Source organism: Francisella marina, assembly GCF_008369785.1.
Taxonomy (GTDB): Bacteria; Pseudomonadota; Gammaproteobacteria; order Francisellales; family Francisellaceae; genus Francisella; species Francisella salimarina.
Genome location: NZ_CP043552.1, coordinates 423,201 through 445,758, shown reverse-complemented (window position 1 = coordinate 445,758; position 22,558 = coordinate 423,201). Strand labels below are relative to the sequence as shown.

Here is a 22,558-nt window from a genome sequence, read left to right as displayed (position 1 = left end):
ATAATTTATGGATACCATTTCAGCGTTGTTTCATATTATCCTGCATCTAGATCAATTTATTAGTACATATATTAATATACTTGGTGACTGGACTTACTTGTTACTTTTCTTAGTCATCTTTTGCGAAACAGGACTTGTTGTAACCCCTTTTTTACCAGGTGACTCATTACTCTTTGCACTAGGACTTACAGGTGCTGCGACTAGTTTAAATGTACACATATTAGCTCCGATACTTGTAACTGCTGCCGTTTTTGGTGACTCCTGCAATTATTTCCTTGGAAGAATGGTTGGTAAACGGATATTTAAAGATGATGCAAAAATCCTCAAAACAGCTCACTTACTTAAAGCACAAGAGTTCTTTAATAAGTACGGTGCTGCAGCAATTATATTAGCAAGATTCACGCCACTTGTAAGAACATTCATGCCTTTTACAGCTGGTATGGCACGCATGAAATATCCTAAATTTGTATTAATGGGAATTATAGGTGCTTTTATATGGGTTTATTCTATTATTTACCTAGCATTTTTCTTTAGCAACAATGCTTTTGTCAAAAAATATTTCGGTTTATTTGTCATTTTAATTATTGTTGTATCTTTGATACCACCTACAGTATCTTTCATCAAAGCTTTTAAGAACAAGCTATCTAACAAAACTTAATTACAAAGACTATTTTTTGCCCAAATTCAAATAATCTATCAAAAGTTTGCGGCTTTTTAATTGCTTACCAGCTAAAGCATAATCAATATGGGCACGAGTAACTTTAGAAATGGCTTTTAAATCCTCAGCTGTCCATGAACTGACTGATTGACTGATTTTCAAGAGGCTTTTACCCACAATGCTATTTGGTATAGCCGATAGAGTTCTTTTAAATCCAGTGGCATATATCGAATAATTAAGACTTTCATCAATAAGCACACCATCGACATCACAATCAACATAAACTCCCTGTCCAAGACTATCTAGTAACTCAAGCTCAAACATTCTCAGCAAATATTTATAATTAATTTCATTTATATTTTTTAGAATAAAAGCATATTTTTCAAATAAAAACTCCTCTTCATGAGAATAGTTTAATAACAAATATATCAACTCATTCATGTACTGCAGTGACAATAAATTAATATATGAACTTTGATAAAATGACTCAACAAACTCTACGTTGTAAATTTTAGATAATCCATCTGACTTTTTCGCAAGACTAATTTGTCCTCTTAACTTGACCAAGGGTTGATATAAATTTATTGTTTTTTTATTAACCCTTATTAATCCAGAAATTTTGCCAAATTCTCGAGTAAATATACTCACTAGTAGAGAATTCTCTTTATACTTACGTTGATGTAATATATAAAAATCATATAATTGTTGCATTGATTTTCTCGATAAGCTCGATTAGTTGAGAAGCATTTCTGTATTTAAAATCAGGCAAGTTAAATTTATCTACAAGCTGTTGGATCGTTATTTGTTTAATATCATATTTACTCTTTAGCTTTTGCTGTAGCCATTTTGTCATTGCAACTATATAAGCATCTCCATAAACCCTAAATGATATCTTTTTATCACAAATATACATCTGTATTGTCGAAAAACTATCCTTTACTTCATACCTAATTTGCTCAGGTAGAATAATAGCATCATCAAAGTTAACATCTAATAGAAATTTTTTTACTATATCATTATACACTCTCTTCTCCTTCTGGAGATATAGCTCTTAAAAGTTGTACTTTTTCAACCACTTTATTAGCTGCAAAGATGACCTGCTCTTTTGATGTTTGCAAACCGAATGAGATTCTTATTGTAGATTCCGCTTGATCTGCACTCAGGCCGATAGCAGCTAAAACATGGGATGGCTCAACAGCCTGAGAATTGCATGCAGACCCCATAGACATACAAATACCATCGAGCATTGCTAATAAAGTTTCTCCTTTTACTCCAATAAAAGTAATACTTAGTATACCTGGATAGCTATTATCAAGTTTTGTATTTATCCTTATATCATCAGTTTCTTTAATAGTACCTAAAAAAGTATCTCGTAAATCCTTTATGTACTGAAGATTATTCTGTCTATTAGCAAATATCTCTTTAGCAGCTTCAGCTAAAGCAAATATTTGATAATTCGCCAGTGTTCCAGCCCTTAGATTAAACTCTTGCGCACCACCATGAATCTGTTTTTCTAGTTTAACTCTTGGTTTTTTAGACCTTACATATAAAAATCCCACACCTTTTGGGGCATAAAGTTTATGACCAGATACTGATAGTAAATCAATATTCATATCATTTATATTAATATCAACCTTACCATACCCCTGAGCAGCATCAACATGGAATATCACACCGTTTTGCTTAGTTACCTGACCAATTCCATAAAGATCATTTAGAGTTCCTAGCTCATTATTCACGGCCATTAAGCTTACAAGTATTGTCTCTGGTTTAATAGCATTTTTAAGTTGCTCTAAATTAATCTGTCCAAATTCATCAACACCCAAATATGTGACCCTAAAGCCTTGAGTTTCTAAAGACTTACATACATCAAGTACAGCCTTGTGCTCAACTTTTGAAGTAATTATATGATTACCTTTATTTTGGTATGCATAAGCAACTCCTTTTATTGCAAGGTTATTCGACTCAGTAGCCCCTGATGTGAAAACAATCTCTCTAGGCAAGACGGACAAAGTTGTTGCAATTGATGATCGAGCCTCTTCAATTTTATTACTAACAAACTCAGCTTGTTCATATGTGGACGACCCCGAGTTAAAAAAGTCAACATCATTATTAATTGAGCTTAGCATTAAATTTTTAACGTTTGCACTGAGAGGCGTTGTCGCTGCATAATCTAAGTAAATAAGACTCATTAAACCCAATAATTCTTTTAATTAATATCTAATATTGCTATTATATCAAATAATTGCGTACATAGTACTTTAACAAAATCGCAAGCTAAATTGGCGCTTGACTAAAGATGGTAAATTTGGTCGGTTTCATATTTAAAGAAATAGCCTGTTAGCACGATTTATTAAAATGGCCGAAATAGGTCTAAACAAAACGAACTAACTCGTTAAACAGTTAGTTATGAACATTATATTACTGAAGGAATTAATAAAAAAATGAAGAAAATACTAATAAATAGTAAAAGTAGTGAAGAAACAAGAATTGCTACTCTAGATAACGGAAAACTTATTGATCTAGATATCGAAAACGTAGATAGAGAACAAAAGAAAGCTAACATTTACAAAGGTTACATATCTAGAATTGAACCTAGCTTAAATGCTATATTTGTTAACTATGGTGAAGATAAAAATGGTTTTTTACCATTTAAAGAAGTTTCTGAGTATTATCTAAAAGATGTGCCAAATGGTGAAAATATAGCACCTCTTCTCTCTGAAGGACAAGAATTAATCGTACAGATTGACAAAGAAGAGCGTGGTGATAAAGGTGCTGCACTAACTACATTTATCACACTAGCTGGTTCATACATGGTTTTACTGCCAAACAACCCAGATGGTGGCGGAATTTCTCGTCGTGTTGAAGGTGAAGATAGAGAGAAATTAAAAAAATATCTAAAGGACTTAAATATCCCTAAAAGTATGAGCGTAATCGCAAGAACTGCTTGCGTAGAATGCTCATTTGAAGAATTAAAGCATGACTTCGACAATCTAGTTGAATTATGGAGCTCAATATTCAAGGCTTATCACAAAATCAAAAAGCCTGCCCTACTTCACAAAGAGAGCGACATAATTGTAAGAACAGTTAGAGATCATCTAAAAGAAGATGTTAAAGAAATTATTGTAGACTCTAAGGAATGTTTTGCAGATGTTAAAAGGCAGCTTGGTCTACTTAGACAAAGCTTCGATACAAACAAGGTTAAACTATACAACGAAGAGCTACCGATATTTGCTCAATTTGGTATCGATCAACAGATAGAAAATGCATACAAGAGAGAGATTAGATTACCTTCTGGTGGATCTATTGTTATTGATACTACAGAAGCTTTAGTTGCGATTGATGTTAACTCATCTCGCGCTAACAAAGCAGAGGATGTAGAAACTACTGCTTTCAAAACAAACTTAGAAGCTGCTGAAGAAGTTGCTCGTCAACTTAGAATTAGAGATCTTGGTGGTCTTGTTATCGTTGACTTTATCGACATGTCATTCTATCCAAATAGAAAGCAAGTTGAAGAAAAGTTAATGGAAGCTCTACAGCAAGATAAAGCACGTATCCAAATGTCTCGTATATCTAAACTTGGACTTGTTGAGATCTCTAGACAACGTTTGAGTTCATCAATCAACGAGAGTGTAATGCAAAAGTGTCCTCGTTGTGACGGCCATGGCTTTATTAAAACTACTCAAGCTACAGCACTTACTATTTTACGTAAAATCAGAGCGGAAGCTATCAAAGAAGATACTAATGAAATACGTGTCCAAGTACCTGTGGATATAGCTGCATATATCCTAAATGAGAAAAGAGATAGTATTGTTGAGATTGAAAGAATCTCTGAAGTTAAAATAATGCTAATCCCTAACTTCAACATGGAATCTCCAAAATTTCAAATGCAAAGAATCTGGGGAGCAAGCTACAAGTCTAATCGTACAAGCTCTGATTTGATAGAAGATGTATACAATGTTGAAATTCCTAAAGCAGGTAAAAAGAAAGTAGCCGCTGTGGAGCTAAGTAAGACAACATCAAACAGTCAAAATCAAGCTCCCAAGGAAGATAAAAAAGCCCAAGACAATATAGCTAATAAAAATACTCAGAACACTAAAAAAGAGGCTATCAAAGAAGAACCAAAGAAAAAAAGTTTTTTGAGTAAATTGCTAGGTAAACTTGGTGGTAATGCTGAAGATACGACTATTGAGAAGACTAAGCCTCAAGATAAACAACACAAAAATAAAGGTCAAAAGCCTCAACACCCGAAATCTCAAGATAATAGACAAGAAAGAGATAACAGCCAACGTAATGACCGTAAAAACGATAACAAAAACGATCGTAGTGATAATAAAAATAATAACAAAGGTCAAAAGCCTCAACATCAGAAGTCTCAAGATAATAGACAAGAAAGAGATAACGGCCAACGCACTGACCGTAAAAATAATGACAACAAGAATGATCGCAATAAGAATGATCGTAACAAAAATAGATCAAATGATAAATTTGATAAAAAGTCAAATAACCGTAGCAATAACAGAAGCAATAACTTGAATCTTAACAATGCTGAAGAAGTTGTCGATATTACTCAGCTCAAATATCAAAATCAAACAGCTGAAAAAACTGATAACATCAAAAAAGTAATATCTAAAAACCCTGAAGAGTTCGTCTCTGTTATGGTTAAAGATGTTTTAGAAAATTATGATAGCCTAAAAGATGATGGAGCTACTAAGGTTGCTACTCAGGAAAGAGCTAAAACAAATAAATATCTAAAATTTGATACTGTTTCTGTAGATAAAGAAATAAGTACTTTGAAAGCTGCACAACAAGCTAGTAATGTAGAAGCTGATAATAAAAAAATTATAGAGACTGACAATGTTCAAGAAGAGCAAGTAAAAGAAACAGTTGAAGTAGTAGATAAAGTTGTCGTCAAAGAGGAGCAGCCAAAAAGAATAAAAAAAATAGATAAAAGTAATGAAACTTCTGAACAAAATGATCTTAAAAAAGAAAAGCCTAAAGCTGCTAAAAATAATAAAAAAGAGAAAGTGGTAGAAAAAGCTAATAAACAGGATCAAATTAAGCCAGAATATATAAATTACTCTCCAGCTATTGATTTTGAGTCTCAGACAATAATCTAAACTAAAAGGCTATTAAATCTAATGTTACACTACCCTCAAATTGACCCAGTTGCTTTACACTTGGGTCCAATTAAAGTTCATTGGTATGGTTTAATGTATTTGTTCGGTATTTTTGCTGGATGGTATTTGATGAGGTATCGCGCAAAAGTTAAAACTTGGGCACCTATCAAACCAGAGCAAGCAGGAGATTTAACATTTTATATTGCCTTAGGTGTTATATTGGGAGGTAGGATTGGATATATAATCTTTTACAACCTTCCTTATTACTTCCATAATCCAGCTCAAATGTTTTTCTTATGGGATGGTGGCATGTCATTCCATGGGGGATTTATAGGTGTATTAATAGCATTTGCACTATATGCACGCAAACTTGGAGTAAACTTCTTTGACCTTGGTGAATTTGTAGCTCCAGTTGTGCCTATAGGTTTAGGTGCTGGCAGAATTGGTAACTTTATCAATGGTGAACTGTGGGGCAAAGTTACGGACTCACCAATAGGTATGGTATTTCCCACTGGAGGTCCTTTACCTAGATACCCTTCCCAGCTCTTTGAATTCTTCTTAGAAGGTGTTGTACTATTTACAGTATTATGGATAGTTAGTATCAAAAAAAGACCACGCTACTTAATATTGGGGTTATTTATGTTCTTATATGGTAGCGCTAGGTTTATTTGTGAATTCTTTAGGCAACCAGATCCTCAATATGGCTATATATTCTTTAACTGGATGACTATGGGACAAATATTATCTATTCCAATGATAGTATTAGGAGCTGCAATTCTTATTATGGTATTTATTAAAACAAGGAAGAGTAAATGCGAGAGTATCTAAATTTTCTCAAGTATATTAAAGAAAATGGTACTATAAAAGGTGATAGAACTGGTACTGGGACTAAAAGTGTTTTTGGCTATCAGATGCGCTTTGACTTACAAAAAGGTTTCCCCTTAGTTACTACAAAAAAAATTCATATCCCAAGTGTGGTTCATGAACTATTATGGTTTTTAAGTGGTAGCACAAATGTAAAATATCTAAACGATAATAAAGTTAGAATATGGAATGAATGGGCAACTGAAGATGGAGAGTTGGGTCCGATATATGGTAAGCAATGGCGTGATTTTAATGATCAAGGTATAGATCAAATTACTGAAGTAATTGAAATGCTAAAAACCAATCCAAATTCACGCAGAATCCTAGTCTCAGCATGGAACCCTTGTGTTGTACCTTCAGAAAAAATTTCTCCTCAAGAGAATGTTACAAAAGGTAATTCTGCCCTACCACCTTGTCATGCAATGTTCCAATTTCATGTTGCTGATAACAAGCTATCCTGTATGCTCACACAGAGAAGTGCAGATGCGTTTTTAGGAGTTCCATTTAACATAGCAAGCTACTCATTACTAACGCATATGGTTGCTCAGCAATGCGACCTTGATGTTGGTGATTTTATTTGGTCTGGTGGCGATTGCCATATTTATAACAACCATATTGAGCAAGTAAATGAGCAGCTTAGTAGAGAGCCTTTAGGCTTACCAACACTCAAAATCTTAAGAAAGCCAAGCTCTATATTTGATTACAAATATGAGGACTTTGAATTTCAGAATTATAAATATCACCCAGCTATAAAAGCAAAAATTTCTGTATAAGGATATTATAAAATGAGCCAACTATCTCTTAATAAAAAGAAAATTCCAATTCTTCTATTAGAAGGTATTCACTTAAATGCTCTTGAGACATTCAAAGCAGCTGGATATGAAAATATTGAACTACTAAACACAGCTCTTGAGGGCGAAGAACTTATCAATAAACTCAAGGATTTTAAAATTGTTGGTTTGCGCTCTCGTACGCAATTAACAAAAGAAGTACTTGAAAAATCCCAACATCTAACAGCTATCGGTTGCTTCTGTATTGGTACTAACCAAGTTGATCTAAAAACAGCTCAAAATCTAGGAATACCTGTATTCAACGCGCCATTTTCAAATACTCGTAGTGTCGCTGAGCTTGTATTAGCTGAAGCTATCTTATTGATTCGCAATGTAATTGATAAAAATGCTAAAACTCATCGTGGTGAATGGCACAAATCAGCTGACAATGCTAATGAAGTGAGAGGTAAAACTCTTGGAATTATTGGCTATGGTCATATTGGTATGCAGCTTGGTATATTAGCTGAAAGTGTAGGCTTAAATGTCATCTTTTATGATGTTGAAGAAAAGCTTCCTTTAGGTAATGCCAATGCTGTAGAAAGTTTAGAGACTCTACTTAAAAACTCTGATGTTGTTTCACTACATGTACCTCAGTTATCTACAACTGCAAATATGATTTCTACCAAAGAATTGAGCTTTATGAAAGAAAACTCTGTATTGATAAATGCATCCAGAGGAAATGTGATCGATATCGCAGCTTTAGTTGAGGTTTTAGAAAGCGGTAAGCTCAAAGGTGCCGCTATAGATGTTTTTCCTAAAGAACCTTCTGCAAAGGGTGAAATATTTGAAAGTCCACTAAGAGGTTTTGATAATGTTTTCTTAACTCCACATATTGGTGGTAGTACTATTGAAGCACAAGAAAACATTGCTAATGAAGTTAGTGCCAAGCTTATTAAATATTCTGATAATGGTTCGACCCTAAATGCTGTAAACTTCCCAGAATTATCATTACCTAGTCATACTGAAACACATAGAATATTACATATACACCAAAATATACCTGGTACTATGAATGAGCTAAACAAGATACTGGCAGCAAAAAATATTAATGTTGAAGGTCAATATCTTAGAACTCTAGAAGATATTGGCTACGTTGTAATGGATATTAAATCAACATCTGATGAGGCAAGAGACCTTGTTGATGAATTCAAAAAAATAAAAACAACAATAAAAGCTCGTTTTCTTGTATAAATGTCTCTAGATAAAACTCAAATTATCTCTCAAATTTTAAAACACTCCCCTTCACACATAGTTATCGGTTATAGTGGTGGTGTAGATTCTAGTGTTTTGTTAGATATAACAAAAGATTTAGATATTCCCATCATAGCAGCTTATGTTAATCATAATATTCATCCTGATGCACTAAAATGGCAATTGCATTGCCAAGCAAAATGTAATAATACAAATATAAGGTTCATAGCTCACTCTCTAGATCAAGCCCCCAAAGGAGAAAGTTTTGAAGCTTGGGCAAGTAAGCAAAGGATAGATTTCTTCATTGAGATCATGAGTCAGTACTCTAATCCGATTCTTCTACTAGGTCATCATCTAGACGATCAAGCTGAAACATTCTTAATCCAAGCAATAAGAGGGTCAGGATTAGCTGGCTTGGCTAGTATGCCGTACTATAAAGAATTAAATCATGGAAGCGTACTTCGCCCTCTTTTAGATTATACAAAGAAAGATATTCAAGACTATGCAAACCAAAACAAGATTAGTCACATCTATGATGATAGTAATGAGGATATAAAATATCGTCGAAATCTTATTCGCAATCAGATAATGCCAATATTAGAGCAAATTAATCCAAATATTAGCAGAACTCTTTCTCGTAGTGCTAAGATCTGCGCAGAAAGTAATAACATATTACAAAAGCTACTTAATGAAAAATTACAGAAGATTTCTAAAGATAATGGTCTATTTATCTCTGAATTACTTACCTTAGATAATGATATACAAAAAAGTTTGATTCATCATTGGTTTAAAGAAACAACAAATCAAAGTCTAAAAAGTAAACAAATTGAAGAAATACATAAAGCTCTTAGTAATATTCACACTGGTTGGCAATTTGATATCAATAAACAATATCAAATATCTGTAGAATATAATCAACTAATAATTAAAAGTAATAACCAATTAAATTTAATCTTAAATAATAAAGATATAATTGAATGGCTCAAAGAAAAATTGAATAAGGACTTTAATACTAATGAGATTATAGTCCGAAAAAGACAAGCTTCTGATAAATGTAGATATCAAGGCAGAAACAAAGCAAATAAGTTAAAAGTACTATTCCAAGAGCTGAAAATACCAGCATCAGAACGCTCTAAAGCAAGAGTTATATTACTAAATGATAAAATAATCGCAGTTTATCCTTTTTTTATCTGTAACTAAAGTTATTATCTTAGTTTTTTTATAAGAAATGCTACTAGAAACCATAGTAAAATAGTCACGCCTAAGATAATCATAATATGAGTAAACAATCCTTCAAATAAATGAGCTTGTTTAACTAAATCAATATCCTCACCCGCTCCTTTAAATGCTGCTAAGTCAGCAACTTTTGCCCCTATAAATCCCGCGACACTTCCTGTAAAAAGCATATATGACGCTGCTAAAAAACCTGTATATTTTTTATCTTCAACGGAGGTAATCTCAGAAAGAGCAATAGGATCTATAAATAATTCAGATATTCCTAAGAATGCCAAAGCAATAATTACCAATAGCGCTGAAGTCGTACCATCCAAACTAGCATTTTTGGCAGCTATAAAGAATAAAATAAAACAGATTAGTTGAAATATAAAGCCAAATGAAAATTTTATCATCCGACCAAAATCATCATCTAAAGACTTTACTCTCTTCCAAATCCAAGCAAGAATCAAACCTCCAAATAATATTGACAGAGAATTCATAGAAGTGAATGTACTAGCCGGTATATCAATCCCAAACAAGTAAGTATCGACATTTCTATGTATAAATATTTCGACAGAAGTATACAACTGCTCATCAAAAACCCAGAAAACTATACCAAATATATAAAAAGGTAATAAAGTAACTAATGATTTACGCGTAGAGAAATCTGTCTTAATAAAAATAATTATAAAAAATAATGTTGTTATACAAGCAACCACGGCTAAAAGATAACCATCAAAAAGATACTCTAAAGCAAAATACGCAAGCACAACCATAATAACTATACTTAAAAGAAGTATAAGGCTATTAAAATATCTAGGTAAGGGTTTCTCAGGAAGAATATCTGGAATATATTTAGAACCGAGCATAAATACTATTAACCCAAATATCATACCAATACCAGCGACTCCAAAACCGTAGTGCCAACCATAATAATGGGCTATCAAGCCACATATCATAGGAGCGAATATACCTCCAAAATTGCCTCCTAAATATAGTAATGTAAATGCTGAATCTTTTTTAGGATCATGGGAACTATACTGCTGCCCCAGTAGGCATGAAACATTACTCTTAAAAAAACCATAACCACAAACTATAAAAGCCATTCCTAGATATAATTTAGCATCTCCTCCAAAACCTAAAATAATATGTCCAATAGACATAAGTGCTGCTCCATAAATAACAGCTTTTTTATACCCTAATACTCTATCTGCGACAACTCCTCCAACAATCGGCGAAAGATATACCAGAGTCACATACGCCCCAGCAATTGCATAAGAGGTTGTATCACCAAACTTAAGGTGATCAACCAAATATAATATTAACAAAGCTCTCATCCCATAAAAGCTAAAATACTCCCACATATAAATTGCTATAATATACCACAAAGCTTTAGGGTGTTTATTTGAATGGTGGACTGTTTCTTCCATTAACTAACAAGTTTGATTTATATCTAAATAGATTATAAATAAACAAGTTAGTCAGTGAAAGTTTAATTTCAGCTATTAAAAATTATATATTGGCATCAAAATATGAATGGTATTAGTTTATTAAAACTATGCTAATATCAGCATAGCTAATATAAACAAAGGATAGTTATCAATGAAATCTTTACTCAAAAAAACTTTTACCTATATTTCTTTATTATTTATGTTATTTTCGCAATCTATAGCATGCACAGCTGTAACTCTAGTAAATAAAAAAGGTGATGTAGTATCGGGAAGAACCATGGAGTGGGCTCTTGATTGGAACTGGCAGCTTCTCTACATTCCTAAAAACACTTCTCACTATTTAACAGCTCCTAGTAGCACTAACCTGCCGAAACAGGAATACAAATCGAAATATCCAGTATTAGCCACAGGCTTATCAGAAAATGGACAAACTCTTGTAATTGATGGACAAAATAGCCAAGGGCTAAGCCTAAGCGCAAACTATTTACCTGGATTCACAAAATATCAGACTGTAAATAAGAGTGACTCTAAATATGCATCAATAATTGAGTCTACCACCCTTATATTAAGTCAATTTGCCAATGTTAATGAAGTAAAGCAAGCATTAAAAGAATATAAAGTATGGTCTGATAAAAATATAGAAATTGATGGAATATCTCCAGAAGTTCATTTTTTAATAACAGATAAAAATGGTGCTGGCTTAGTTGTTGAGTACATAGATGGTAAAGTTAAATTCTACAATGTAAACTCAAACGTTAAAGTAATGACAAATGCACCAACATATGACTGGCAATTACTAAACTTAAAGAATTACTTATCACTAGATAATAAAACCCCAACAAATCTTAAAATCAGTGATGTTATAAATACTGAAAAACATGAAAAAACAGTTCAAGATATCAGTGGTTTTCTAGGTGGCGGATTACTTGGAATTCCTGGAGATTATTCTCCTCCGTCAAGATTTGTTAGAACAGCTGCAATTGCTTATTATACAAATAACAAAAGTCCTAAAAATGATGATAGTCTTGTATCAAAAGTAACTCATATATTACATAATGTTGATATTCCGAAAGGTGTTGTAGCCGATGAAATACAGAATAAGAAAATGTTTGATCATACAGCATACGTAGTAATCAAAGATTTAAATAATAATAAACTATACATAACAACATATAACAAACCTAATAATCCTGTTATTGTAAACTTAAATACTCTAGATAAAGATAATACAAAAAGTTTTGATGTTATCTTAGAAAAACTACCATTCCCAAATAATGATATTACAAATAAATTAGTTACTATGAATAAAAACTAAACAGTATATCTAATCACTTTCTTTTCAAAAGTTGGTTATAAACCTGCTGAATTCCTTCAGCCTCATTTTGGATTTTATATTTTGATGACACCAAATCATAGCCATTTTGAGCTATTTCATATCTTAATTCATCATTAGACATTAAGGTATCTAACTTTTCAGCAATCTGTTGACTTGATTTTGGTTCTATTAAATAGGCGTTCTGAGCATCAGAAATAATCTCAGGCCAAGCACCAGCTTTAGTAGCAATCACAGCACATTTAGATGCCATAGCTTCAAGAGCTGGCAAGCCAAAGCCTTCTTTATGACTAGCACAAACTACGATATCTAATGCCCTATACCAACTTGGAATCTCTTTGCTATTCTTGATAAACCCTGTAAATATTATCCGTTCTGACAAACCCGCTTGCTGAACCATTTGCTCTAGTTGTTTTTTGAACTCTAAATCTTTAGGTGTTGCTTCACCAATAACTACAGCTGTCCAATCAGGATATTTTATTAGCATAGCTACTACTGCTTCAATAAACTCATAAGTTCCTTTAGACTTTCTGATTCTGCCAAATATTCCTATACCGTATTTACCTGGTAACTTTCTATTTTGCCACTCTTGAGCCTTATTGTCAGCAGGATAAAAAACTTCCGTATTAACTCCATGCGGCACTATATATGGCGGTCTCTCAAGATATTTCGCAGATATTTCAGATGGACATATAACTGCTTCCATTCTGTTTATATAAAATTTTGTCAGTTTTTTATGATGCCTTTGTGCTACAGAAGTAAAAACCAATATTATCTTATATCTAAAAACGTATTTTAAGATAATGCCCACAAGCATATCGATATTTCTACGTGCATGCCAAATACGCCATTTATCACGCCAACACTTAAATAAAAAATCTCTAAATCTAATTGTCTTAATACCATTAGAATCAATATTAAAGCCCATGCCTACAATATTTATTAGCTTAGCTTGCTCTGGCATCACAGCCAGCATACTAGCATTAATCCCAGAAAATCTACGACCTAATGACAAGGCAACAACTTCAATATCTTTTATATCTTTAGTTTCCACTTATTTAATTATAATAATAGGTTATATCAGACATACTAAAGCAATATCTGATTATTTACAAGAGTCTCAAAATCCAAGAAATAGTGATTACTAATATTTATTAATCTCTAATAATTGTAATCTAAGAATTACTGGCTTAAAGTGTTATAATGTTTTCATATATTAGTTATTTGTTTGAAGTAATAGATGTCCTTTTTAAAAAAAATTTGTAATATTTTTTCTTACAAAAAACCCATCATAAAAGACAATACATTCTTGCTATGGGAGCCTTGCACACACAGCCATGCTGAAATAGTTCCTGGATTTGCGAAATATTTACTTGATTTGGGTTACCATGTTTCTATCTTAACCAATCCTAAAAGATACAATGAAGGATTATTCTGTAGATTTGATAATGAAAATATCTCGTACAATAAAATGTCTAAAAGACAAATTCGCAAGTTTTTCAAAAAAAATAGTTTGGCTAATGTACAAGGAGTACTAATCACAACAATTGGCAAACTATATGATGGTAAAGATATAAACCAAGCATATAACTCGTTTAATAAACAAATAGATAGAAATAAACTTTTCTTTGTTGAACATGAAATTGATAGCTACTTTGATAATAACTCTGAAACACGTAAGGATATTATCACACTTAGAACAATGGACTACAAAAATGCGACTACTATAGCTGTCAACCCCCACTATTTTGGACAGTTCAAGCTAAATAATAAGAACTCTCTGACAACTTTTATTACTATTGGTGCAATTTCAGAAAAAAGAAAAAGCACTAAACTTCTTGTAAATGCTGTAGAAGAACTAGTAAATACGGGTATTACTAACTTCAAAGTTGTCGTTATTGGTAAAGGAAATATCAAAGATTTACCTACACACCTGCAAAAGTATTTTGATATTAAAGGACGTCTTGATTTCAAAGAAATGTATACTGAAATTGAAAAAGCTGACTTTATCCTATCTGCATACGAAGATAATCCTGATCATATCAAATATATTACGTGTAAGACTAGTGGTACATTTCAACTTGTCTATGGTTTTCTAAAGCCAATTATTATTAGAGAAAGTTTTGCTCCAATAAATGGCTTTAATCAAGATAACGCCATATTATATAAAAAAGATGATGATTATGCAGAAGCTATGGCTAGAGCAATAGAGTTATCTCGGCACAATTATTTGCAAATACGCGAAAACCTCAAAGAATACTCAGATCAACTATATTGCCAATCACTGAAAAATTTACAATGCGAAATTAGAAATAGGCATTAATTCTTGAATTGCTTTTCGTTCTTAATTATTTTTCTAATAAGAAATAAACTACGTGTTGGTTGTAATAAAATATATTTGATAGCTGTCAGTCTAGCCTTATTAAATTTGCCCTCAAGATATAGTGAATCAATAATATAGCGCCCTTTTCTCTTGTTAAAGAATTTTGACTTAATTCTATCAATTTTTCCAGAAGCAAAACATTTACCAGTAAACCAGCATAACGAATAATTACCAGCAAAATTTTTCTTTAGATTTACATGAAGGTCTTTTTTATATGAACGATTATACTCAGGCTTTATAAACATCGCGTTTTGATGTGTATATATCGCGTCTTTTATATATGGAAAAAGCTCAAATCTAAAGTTATTTATATTATTAGCACCTGAGTGTAATGGAGTCTTTTCTTGTTGATTAACTGTTAGATTAATTGCTTTGCCCAACAAACCTGGACCTGTGATGCTTAAAGGATCATTACCATAAAAACCATTCTTTGAATTCTCTACTATCATATCAATAGCTTTTTTTAGGAATGGATGCTTTGGCTTTGAGCACATAAACGCCTGATAAATATAGCCATCAAACTCATAGTCTGATTTATATTTATCTTTAACTGAAGCAAACTCAATATCATTGGATAAAACATCATCAAGACTAACTAATAATTCTTGCTTAATATCGCTATACACGCCACCATGTATGTATAGCACACAATAGCGCCACAAATCACATTTATAAGCCCCAGGTATTATATTATCATAAGCTTCAAGAACATTTTTTTCAAAGTTCTCTTTGAGAAACCCGCGACACGCTTCATCATCAAAGAAATGAAACTCCCAATCAGAGTTTTTATCAATCCATGTATAAACTGCATTATACATCTCTTGACTTACCTCACTTGTTCTCCAAGTTTTAAAAATCTTTTTGGTAATGTACTGATATTCTATAGAATTTGATGATTTAGCTCTTGAGGGAATAAAAGCCGGAATTTTTTTAATCGAAGTTGACATAAATAAAAGTCCAAATAGGTTTAATGTTTATACGCTAAGTTATTCCAGTATAAAATTTAACAAATACTATGAAAATATACTAACTCAAAATACGTTTTTTGCAAATATAGCAATAAGATTTAAACTATTAAGAAGTTATAGTATTAGAATCTTTACTTTCTTCACACTTTCTTTGAGCTAAGAATATTGCTGTTAAGTTAGCAAATAAAATAACCATTATTTGTGTAGTAAAAAAATAATCAAACAAGCAGCCAATAAACATTGCTAATATTAAAACTCTAAAATAAACTCGGTTGCGATATTCTAACCATCTTGCTTCAACAAAAAATGCCACAAAACATAATAAAAGAGAAACTCCAGCGACAATACCTGCCCTAAAAATATAATTGACAAATTCATCATGAGCCATAATACCGTCATTAACTACACGAGGATCATCTCTTAATCGTTTATTTTCATTTATCAAAATTTTAGTACATTGAATAACATCAGTAGTACTTGTAAGATAAGGACACCCCAGTATATAAAGTTTAGGATATTGTCTTAAAACTTTAAATGAAGAGCTATAGTATAACAATCTAAGCCCTGTCGAAGTCTCATATTGTTTCCTAGCATCTATATTGTTATAGTCTTGATTAAAGAATACTTGCGACTCTTCAACAGAGGTTTGTAATCTATAATGGAAAATACCAGAGAACTTATAAACAATTCCAAAGATAATACTAATCACTATGATGCAGGTAGTTACAATAGTGACCAAACGTTTTATACTTAACTTATTATGTTTAAAGCTAAAGTATTTTAAGGCTATGAATGAGTAATAAATAAATACTACAAATTCAATAACATAGCCTGCCTTACTACGATTTACAAAAAGATCAATAAAAATTACTAATAATCCAGCAGCAAACATCAATATTTTTAACAGTAAATTTGGCATTCTAATAGCTTTACCAATAATTACCACAGCAGAAAAAGGAAATGTCAATGCCACTATTGACTGGATAACACTACCTCCATGTATCCCAAAGTATATCTGACTAACTACAAAATTCGCATGTAGTACATATCTGAATAACGCATACAAAGAAAATATAACTACAATAGCTAGATAAAAATTCAAAAGATAATTAGCATACTTAGTATTTTTAGATAGAAAGTAACTAGCTGAACATATGTATAGAAATATAAATATAGGATTTGAAAAACCCAATATTGACTTAATATCTAAATTGCCACTAGCAAAAGATGCATAAATCATACCAATATTTATCATTATCGCAGATAACAGTAAAAACTGAAGTGACTTATTGTTTTTGAGGACTTTAAAAACCTCTTTATTAAAAAGAGAGAAAAAATAATTAATATAAACCCTACCGAGATAAAAAATCTAGCAAAAAAGAAAATACTTACAAACATTACCAACATAAGCAGAAATACTATCTTGGTGTATATTTCAGATCTCAAAACTTTTCTCCCAACATAAAATATATAATTTTACTGCGATACTACAAATTATAGTATAACAGCTCTTATTTTTAATAATAAAACGATTCTGTTAATTAAACTAAAGTTTTTAGTAGTTTAAATATTTCCTTAAATGACTTATTTGGCTTATTTTTCTCAATCTCTTTATGATGATTTCTAATTAACTGACGTAACTTCTGTACATCTATGTTAGCATATTCTTCTATAAGCTTATCTAAAGTAGCGTTAGATTTGCTAGGATCCAAGAGATTACTACGAATATTCTCTAAACGTTGAAGCATAAGGTTTGTACTTTTATCTTTATTCACTAGAACATCATAAGCTTGATAAATTTCTTCTAGATTGTCTGTTTTTCTTAGTAGCTTACCTATGAACTGTATTTGTCTTTTTAAAGCTATCTTTTGTAAATTTTTAGCATTAAGAATATTATTTTTTAGATTTTCATCTATTGGTAACTTACTTAACTGTTCTTTACTTAGTTCAGTGAGAGATTTACCAAAGTCAGTTATTTCTAAAGCATCTTTTTTTATAGTTGTTTTACTTTTTACAGCTTTATAATGAGAATTTTCTTCTTCTCGCTCTAAACGTTCTATTTCATCTAAGTCAATTACTTTGCTCATGGCTATTATTTTAATTTGCTAATATATATATATAATATAAGCTATAATTTTAAACGTTTAATTTATTTTATCCACCTAAAAGATATCAGGAGACTACCAAATATGTTTAGCTTTGAAAAAAATAGCTTAAAAAACACTGATAAAGAAATATTTGATGCTATAGAGCTTGAAGTTAAAAGACAACATGAGCATGTTGAACTTATTGCATCAGAAAACTATGCTAGCCCTGCCGTAATGGAGGCTCAGGGTTCTCAACTTACAAATAAGTATGCCGAAGGATATCATGGTAAAAGATATTATGGCGGCTGTGAATTTGTTGATATAGCTGAGAAACTAGCTATTGAAAGAGCTCAAAAGCTATTTGGCGTTGACTATGCAAATGTTCAGCCTCATTCTGGTTCACAAGCAAATGCCGCGGTATATAATGCTGTACTAAAACCAGGCGATACTGTCCTTGGCATGGATCTTGGTGCTGGTGGACATTTGACTCATGGTAGTAAAGTGAATTTTTCAGGTAAGATTTATAATTCTATCCAATATGGTCTAAATGAAAGTGGTGATATAGACTACAAACAGGTAGCTAAACTTGCTGAAGAGCACCAACCAAAAATGATAATCGCTGGATTTTCAGCTTTTTCAGGAATCATTAATTGGGAAAAATTTAGAGAAATCGCAGACTCAGTAAATGCTGTACTTATGGCTGATATTGCTCACGTTGCAGGTCTTGTAGCAGCAGGATTATATCCGAACCCTTTCCCTTATGTCGATGTTGCAACCACAACTACTCATAAAACTTTAAGAGGACCGAGAGGTGGATTAATACTTTGTAACAATAATCCTGACCTAGCTAAAAAATTCCAATCTGCTATTTTTCCAGGTATTCAGGGTGGACCTTTGATGCACGTAATCGCAGCTAAAGCAGTTGCATTTAAAGAAGCATTAGAACCTAGCTTTATTGACTACCAAAAGCAGGTATTGAGAAACGCTAAGGCTATCGAAAAAGTTCTAAAAGAACGTAATATTAATATTATTTCAGGCGGTACGAATAATCACCTATTATTACTAGATATAACAAATACAGGATTCTCAGGCAAAGAAGCTGAGGCTGCTTTAGGTAGAGCGAATATCACTGTGAATAAAAACTCTATACCGAATGACCCTCGCTCTCCATTTGTGACAAGTGGTTTAAGAATAGGAAGCCCCGCTATTACAACTAGAGGATTCAAAGAAGCTGAGTGTGAGCAAATCGCAAATTGGCTAGCAGATGTAGTATACAACTGCGGAGATGAGAAAGTTGAAACTGAAACAGCTGCAAAAGTTTTAGAACTTTGTGACAAATATCCAGTTTATAAGTAAAAAATCTCTTTTCGTATAATAATTTTTAATTTAATATCTTTTAATTTAAATCACTCAACATCTTTTTTTTAACAAATGATCTAAGCTCTATTTTAGCTATCATTAACTATCGTAAACCTCATTAATTGAGGGATACTATCTAGACAAATCAAATAAAGGATAAGCTGTTACACAATTTCTAACATAATAGATATATTTTAAATCCTGCTAGTATCAGCACCTCCAACTGAAACAAATAGTTGCTAATAAGACAAATTATTAATACTAACAGCTAAAACTAGGTTTACATAACTATAGAAAAGAAATAAAAGTCATTCTTAAACCTTTACATTAGAGCAATTGTTTATTTACGACACATACCTCCTTCTTGCCAATATTCACTACCTACACAGTGATGACAGTAAAATAAACCATTCGGATCATATTTGTTTTTGATTTTAAGAAGCTTATTATAATTATCACCCCAAAAAACTTTCTGCCAGTTTTTTTGGAAATAATCTGCCTCATTTGCATAGGTTCCCGCATTAGGAGCTAATGCCATTACCATTCCCATAGCCTTATAAATATTATCTACTTTTTGTTGTATTTGTGGAGTCATTTTTGGTTTGCCAAGCTGAGGTTTATCTGTACTATAACTCATGATAGCCAAAGCTCCAGCATTATAAACACCTGGATGCATAGATGTCTGCTTAGTTAACTTTAGAGCTTGTTCAGAAGCTCCTGCCAAACCTTTGTTAATTTGAATAGATACTGGTGCAAGCTGAGAAACCTTGTAAAAAGTTTCTGTCGTTTTATCAATATTTTTAGGATCAAACAACTTCTCAGGTAAATACCAAGACTGATAAGTATACCAATATGCAGAAACTTCTCCTGTATTAGAAGCCCACCAAAACTCTCCATCACGTGCATCTTGACCAGTATTTTTAATAACCATATCAGGATAATTTTTATGCCAATAATCATAGTTCCAAATCTGTGTTGGTGGAATATCTATATATTTAGCCTGATAATGAAGACCAGGTTGATTTTGTACCCACTTTTTAAATGGCTGCCAAATTTCTAAAACCTCTTTTTGACTTAAATCTTGTGTAACCATGGCTATTGTCATTTTATTATTTGGACGAAAAGCAAACTGTTCACCCCAGTTCTCATTATTCAAGTTAGAATAATAAAATGAAAGAAACTCTTTTATCAAAGCCTTATATGCTTCATCTGAGCTCGCTGTTATTTCACCACTAATCAAACCAAAGTGACTAGGAAGCTGATGTGTTCTTAGTGTTAAATTTGTAACAACTCCATAAGTTCCACCACCGCCACCTTTAATTGCCCAAAACAAATCTTGATTTTGACACTCATTAGCCATCACTGTCTTACCATCTGCAGTAACAACCTCAGCCTGTACTATTCCTCCTGCACCTGTACCATATTTTTTAGACCAGCTACCAAAACCACCACCTTGAGGAAAACCACCAGCTGCCCCAACAGTTGTACAACCTCCTCCTTGGACATATTCATGATGTTTGTTAGTAACAACATCATAAGCCTCAAGCCATCTTGTTCCAGCTCCAACTGTAACAGCTGAATACTCTTTATCCTTTGGACAACTCTGAGGGTGAAAATGCTTATCATATTTAATATCACGCATATTGTGAGTCCATATTAACAAGGCATCTGGAGAACTAGAACGCCCTAAATAGTCGTGTCCAGCCCCTTTGATAACAATACGTAGATTATGTTTTCTAGCAAAGTTAATAGCATTCACAACATCTTGAGTATCCTCTGCTTCAACAGCATAGCTACTTGGCTGAATATGCCATGCTCCATACCACCCTTGAGATTCATTTCTACTAGAATCTGACTGCATATAAAAAGGATTTTTCATATTTTGTAAAATTGATTTACAGCTATCATTTTCTGAATCTTTTTCACATGTGGAAAAAAAAGAAGTTGGCTTTATGAGTTTACCTTTAAGTGATTTTGCCAGATCATCCCATTGTTTAGAATCAGGCCAGCATACCTCTGAAGGTAAGCAGCGACAACTAGACTTTGAAGTCTCATTTGAGAGATTTGAAGATGTTTGACTATGAGCAAAACCAAACATTGAGGTTAAAATACAGCTTGTAATAATTTTTTTGTACATTTTACCAAGAAATTACTCTGTGATAATAGATATACTAAAGGATTAATATTTTAAAGAAAAGTTATCATGCGTTTTCAAAAATAAATTTTCCACATTTTTTTTACAACCAACCAAACCATCTATCAAACCAAGTGGGATTTTCTGTACCATCTGGACGTAGGTTATTTACAAATTTATTTTTAGGATAATTTTTCTTAAGTACTCGTATATTTGCTTTAGCCTGATCATACAATCCAAGCTTATTATAAGCCTTAATTGTTAATACCAAAGCATCTTGAGTAGCTGTACTCTGAGGATAGTTTCTTATAATTTGAGAAGCTCTATCCAAAGCCGCGTTATATGCGCCTCTTTTATAGTAGAAAATAGCAATATCATAATAATGCTCCGCGATTATGTTATTTATATACAACATTCTGCGCTTTGCATCAGGGACAAAACTACCTTTAGGATCAAGCTTTATCGCTTTTTCGAAGTTAACATAAGCATCTTGATAGCCGGTTGGATCATGATAGTTCATATCATAAGGAGCATAAGTTTGTAAGATACCCCTACCATCTTCAAACCCAACAACACCAATCATATAGTATACATAGCCCTTATATGAACTATACGGATACATCTTAATAAACTGTTGTCCTAATGCTAGAGCCATAGTTGATTCATCATCCATATAGTAAACATAAATCAAATCAACCATACCTTTCTCAGCCAGTGGAGTAAACGGATACTGTGCAACTAATGACTTGTATGATCGAATAGCATCAAAGTACTTTTCATTTTGCATTTGCTCATGAGCTTTTGCATAAATGAAGCTCGCCGTAAAACCTGTATAAACTTGCGGAAGCTCACTATCTTTTTTGGGTCCACAAGATACTAACATCATTACCATAGATATAATGGTTATTAAATATAAAAACCTTTTCATTTAATTTAACTATCCTTAGAATTTTCTTATATAATTC

19 protein-coding genes are annotated in these 22,558 nt (G+C 32.3%); 9 read left to right on the top strand and 10 right to left on the bottom strand.

Features of this window, described 5'->3' with window-relative positions; translation table 11 throughout:
• Positions 1–7 precede the first annotated feature (7 nt).
• Positions 8–658, top strand: a complete 651-nt coding sequence (locus tag F0R75_RS02220; protein WP_041263707.1) for a VTT domain-containing protein — start codon at positions 8–10, stop codon at positions 656–658.
• Positions 659–667: 9 nt separating this feature from the next.
• Here the strand turns inward: F0R75_RS02220 and recO are convergent, their stop codons facing one another.
• The 3 genes from recO to F0R75_RS02205 are packed head-to-tail and all read right to left on the bottom strand — an operon-like array spanning position 668 to position 2,850.
• Positions 668–1,369 carry a DNA repair protein RecO gene (recO, locus tag F0R75_RS02215; protein WP_149368505.1) on the bottom strand — a complete coding sequence of 234 codons (702 nt, stop codon included), beginning with the start codon at positions 1,367–1,369 and terminating at the stop codon, positions 668–670.
• Complete coding sequence (locus tag F0R75_RS02210) at positions 1,353–1,682, bottom strand: hypothetical protein (RefSeq protein WP_149368506.1); 330 nt, start codon at positions 1,680–1,682, stop codon at positions 1,353–1,355. The genes recO and F0R75_RS02210 overlap by 17 nt, the downstream gene beginning before the upstream one ends.
• Positions 1,675–2,850 carry a cysteine desulfurase family protein gene (locus tag F0R75_RS02205; RefSeq protein WP_149368507.1) on the bottom strand — a complete coding sequence of 392 codons (1,176 nt, stop codon included), beginning with the start codon at positions 2,848–2,850 and terminating at the stop codon, positions 1,675–1,677. The genes F0R75_RS02210 and F0R75_RS02205 overlap by 8 nt, the downstream gene beginning before the upstream one ends.
• A gap of 252 nt (positions 2,851–3,102) precedes the next feature.
• Between F0R75_RS02205 and F0R75_RS02200 the strand changes: the two genes are divergently transcribed.
• The 5 genes from F0R75_RS02200 to tilS are packed head-to-tail and all read left to right on the top strand — an operon-like array spanning position 3,103 to position 9,863.
• Positions 3,103–5,778, top strand: a complete 2,676-nt coding sequence (locus tag F0R75_RS02200) for an Rne/Rng family ribonuclease (RefSeq protein WP_149368508.1) — start codon at positions 3,103–3,105, stop codon at positions 5,776–5,778.
• Between the two features lie 21 nt (positions 5,779–5,799).
• Positions 5,800–6,606, top strand: a complete 807-nt coding sequence (gene lgt, locus F0R75_RS02195) for a prolipoprotein diacylglyceryl transferase (RefSeq protein ID WP_146421942.1) — start codon at positions 5,800–5,802, stop codon at positions 6,604–6,606.
• Positions 6,591–7,415, top strand: coding sequence for a thymidylate synthase (locus F0R75_RS02190; RefSeq protein ID WP_149368509.1), 825 nt, complete (start codon positions 6,591–6,593; stop codon positions 7,413–7,415). Before lgt ends, F0R75_RS02190 begins: the two co-directional genes overlap by 16 nt.
• Positions 7,416–7,427: 12 nt before the next feature.
• Positions 7,428–8,663: a phosphoglycerate dehydrogenase gene (gene serA, locus F0R75_RS02185; protein WP_146421940.1), complete on the top strand. Its 1,236-nt coding sequence runs from the start codon at positions 7,428–7,430 to the stop codon at positions 8,661–8,663.
• Positions 8,664–9,863 (top strand): tRNA lysidine(34) synthetase TilS, encoded by a 1,200-nt coding sequence (gene tilS, locus F0R75_RS02180; protein WP_149368510.1) that lies wholly within the window; start codon positions 8,664–8,666, stop codon positions 9,861–9,863.
• A gap of 5 nt (positions 9,864–9,868) precedes the next feature.
• Here tilS and F0R75_RS02175 read toward each other — a convergent pair whose 3' ends face one another.
• Positions 9,869–11,308 carry a peptide MFS transporter gene (locus F0R75_RS02175; RefSeq protein ID WP_149368511.1) on the bottom strand — a complete coding sequence of 480 codons (1,440 nt, stop codon included), beginning with the start codon at positions 11,306–11,308 and terminating at the stop codon, positions 9,869–9,871.
• Positions 11,309–11,480: 172 nt separating this feature from the next.
• On the opposite strand from F0R75_RS02175, the gene F0R75_RS02170 reads away from it, so the two are divergent.
• Positions 11,481–12,644, top strand: a complete 1,164-nt coding sequence (locus F0R75_RS02170; RefSeq protein WP_149368512.1) for a linear amide C-N hydrolase — start codon at positions 11,481–11,483, stop codon at positions 12,642–12,644.
• 13 nt (positions 12,645–12,657) lie between these two features.
• Here F0R75_RS02170 and F0R75_RS02165 read toward each other — a convergent pair whose 3' ends face one another.
• Positions 12,658–13,716: a glycosyltransferase family 4 protein gene (locus tag F0R75_RS02165; RefSeq protein WP_149368513.1), complete on the bottom strand. Its 1,059-nt coding sequence runs from the start codon at positions 13,714–13,716 to the stop codon at positions 12,658–12,660.
• Positions 13,717–13,902: 186 nt separating this feature from the next.
• On the opposite strand from F0R75_RS02165, the gene F0R75_RS02160 reads away from it, so the two are divergent.
• Entirely contained in the window at positions 13,903–14,985 is a 1,083-nt protein-coding gene (locus tag F0R75_RS02160; protein WP_149368514.1) for a hypothetical protein, read from the top strand.
• On the opposite strand, the gene F0R75_RS02155 is transcribed toward F0R75_RS02160, so the two are convergent.
• The 3 genes from F0R75_RS02155 to yjgA all read right to left on the bottom strand — a co-directional run bounded on the left by F0R75_RS02155 (position 14,982) and on the right by yjgA (position 18,100).
• Positions 14,982–15,992: a glycosyltransferase family 32 protein gene (locus F0R75_RS02155; RefSeq protein WP_149368515.1), complete on the bottom strand. Its 1,011-nt coding sequence runs from the start codon at positions 15,990–15,992 to the stop codon at positions 14,982–14,984. The genes F0R75_RS02160 and F0R75_RS02155 overlap by 4 nt on opposite strands.
• 127 nt (positions 15,993–16,119) lie before the next feature.
• A complete protein-coding gene (locus tag F0R75_RS02150) occupies positions 16,120–17,268 on the bottom strand; it encodes a hypothetical protein (protein ID WP_246145969.1) in 1,149 nt (382 codons plus the stop codon).
• Between the two features lie 286 nt (positions 17,269–17,554).
• Positions 17,555–18,100 carry a ribosome biogenesis factor YjgA gene (gene yjgA / locus F0R75_RS02145; RefSeq protein ID WP_146421933.1) on the bottom strand — a complete coding sequence of 182 codons (546 nt, stop codon included), beginning with the start codon at positions 18,098–18,100 and terminating at the stop codon, positions 17,555–17,557.
• A gap of 102 nt (positions 18,101–18,202) precedes the next feature.
• Here yjgA and glyA point away from each other — a divergent pair, with 102 nt between their 5' ends.
• Positions 18,203–19,456 (top strand): serine hydroxymethyltransferase, encoded by a 1,254-nt coding sequence (gene glyA / locus F0R75_RS02140; protein WP_013922827.1) that lies wholly within the window; start codon positions 18,203–18,205, stop codon positions 19,454–19,456.
• 343 nt (positions 19,457–19,799) lie between these two features.
• Here the strand turns inward: glyA and F0R75_RS02135 are convergent, their stop codons facing one another.
• A complete protein-coding gene (locus F0R75_RS02135) occupies positions 19,800–21,596 on the bottom strand; it encodes an FAD-dependent oxidoreductase (RefSeq protein ID WP_149377185.1) in 1,797 nt (598 codons plus the stop codon).
• 100 nt (positions 21,597–21,696) lie between these two features.
• Positions 21,697–22,521 (bottom strand): outer membrane protein assembly factor BamD, encoded by an 825-nt coding sequence (locus tag F0R75_RS02130; RefSeq protein WP_013922825.1) that lies wholly within the window; start codon positions 22,519–22,521, stop codon positions 21,697–21,699.
• Positions 22,522–22,558 lie beyond the last annotated feature (37 nt).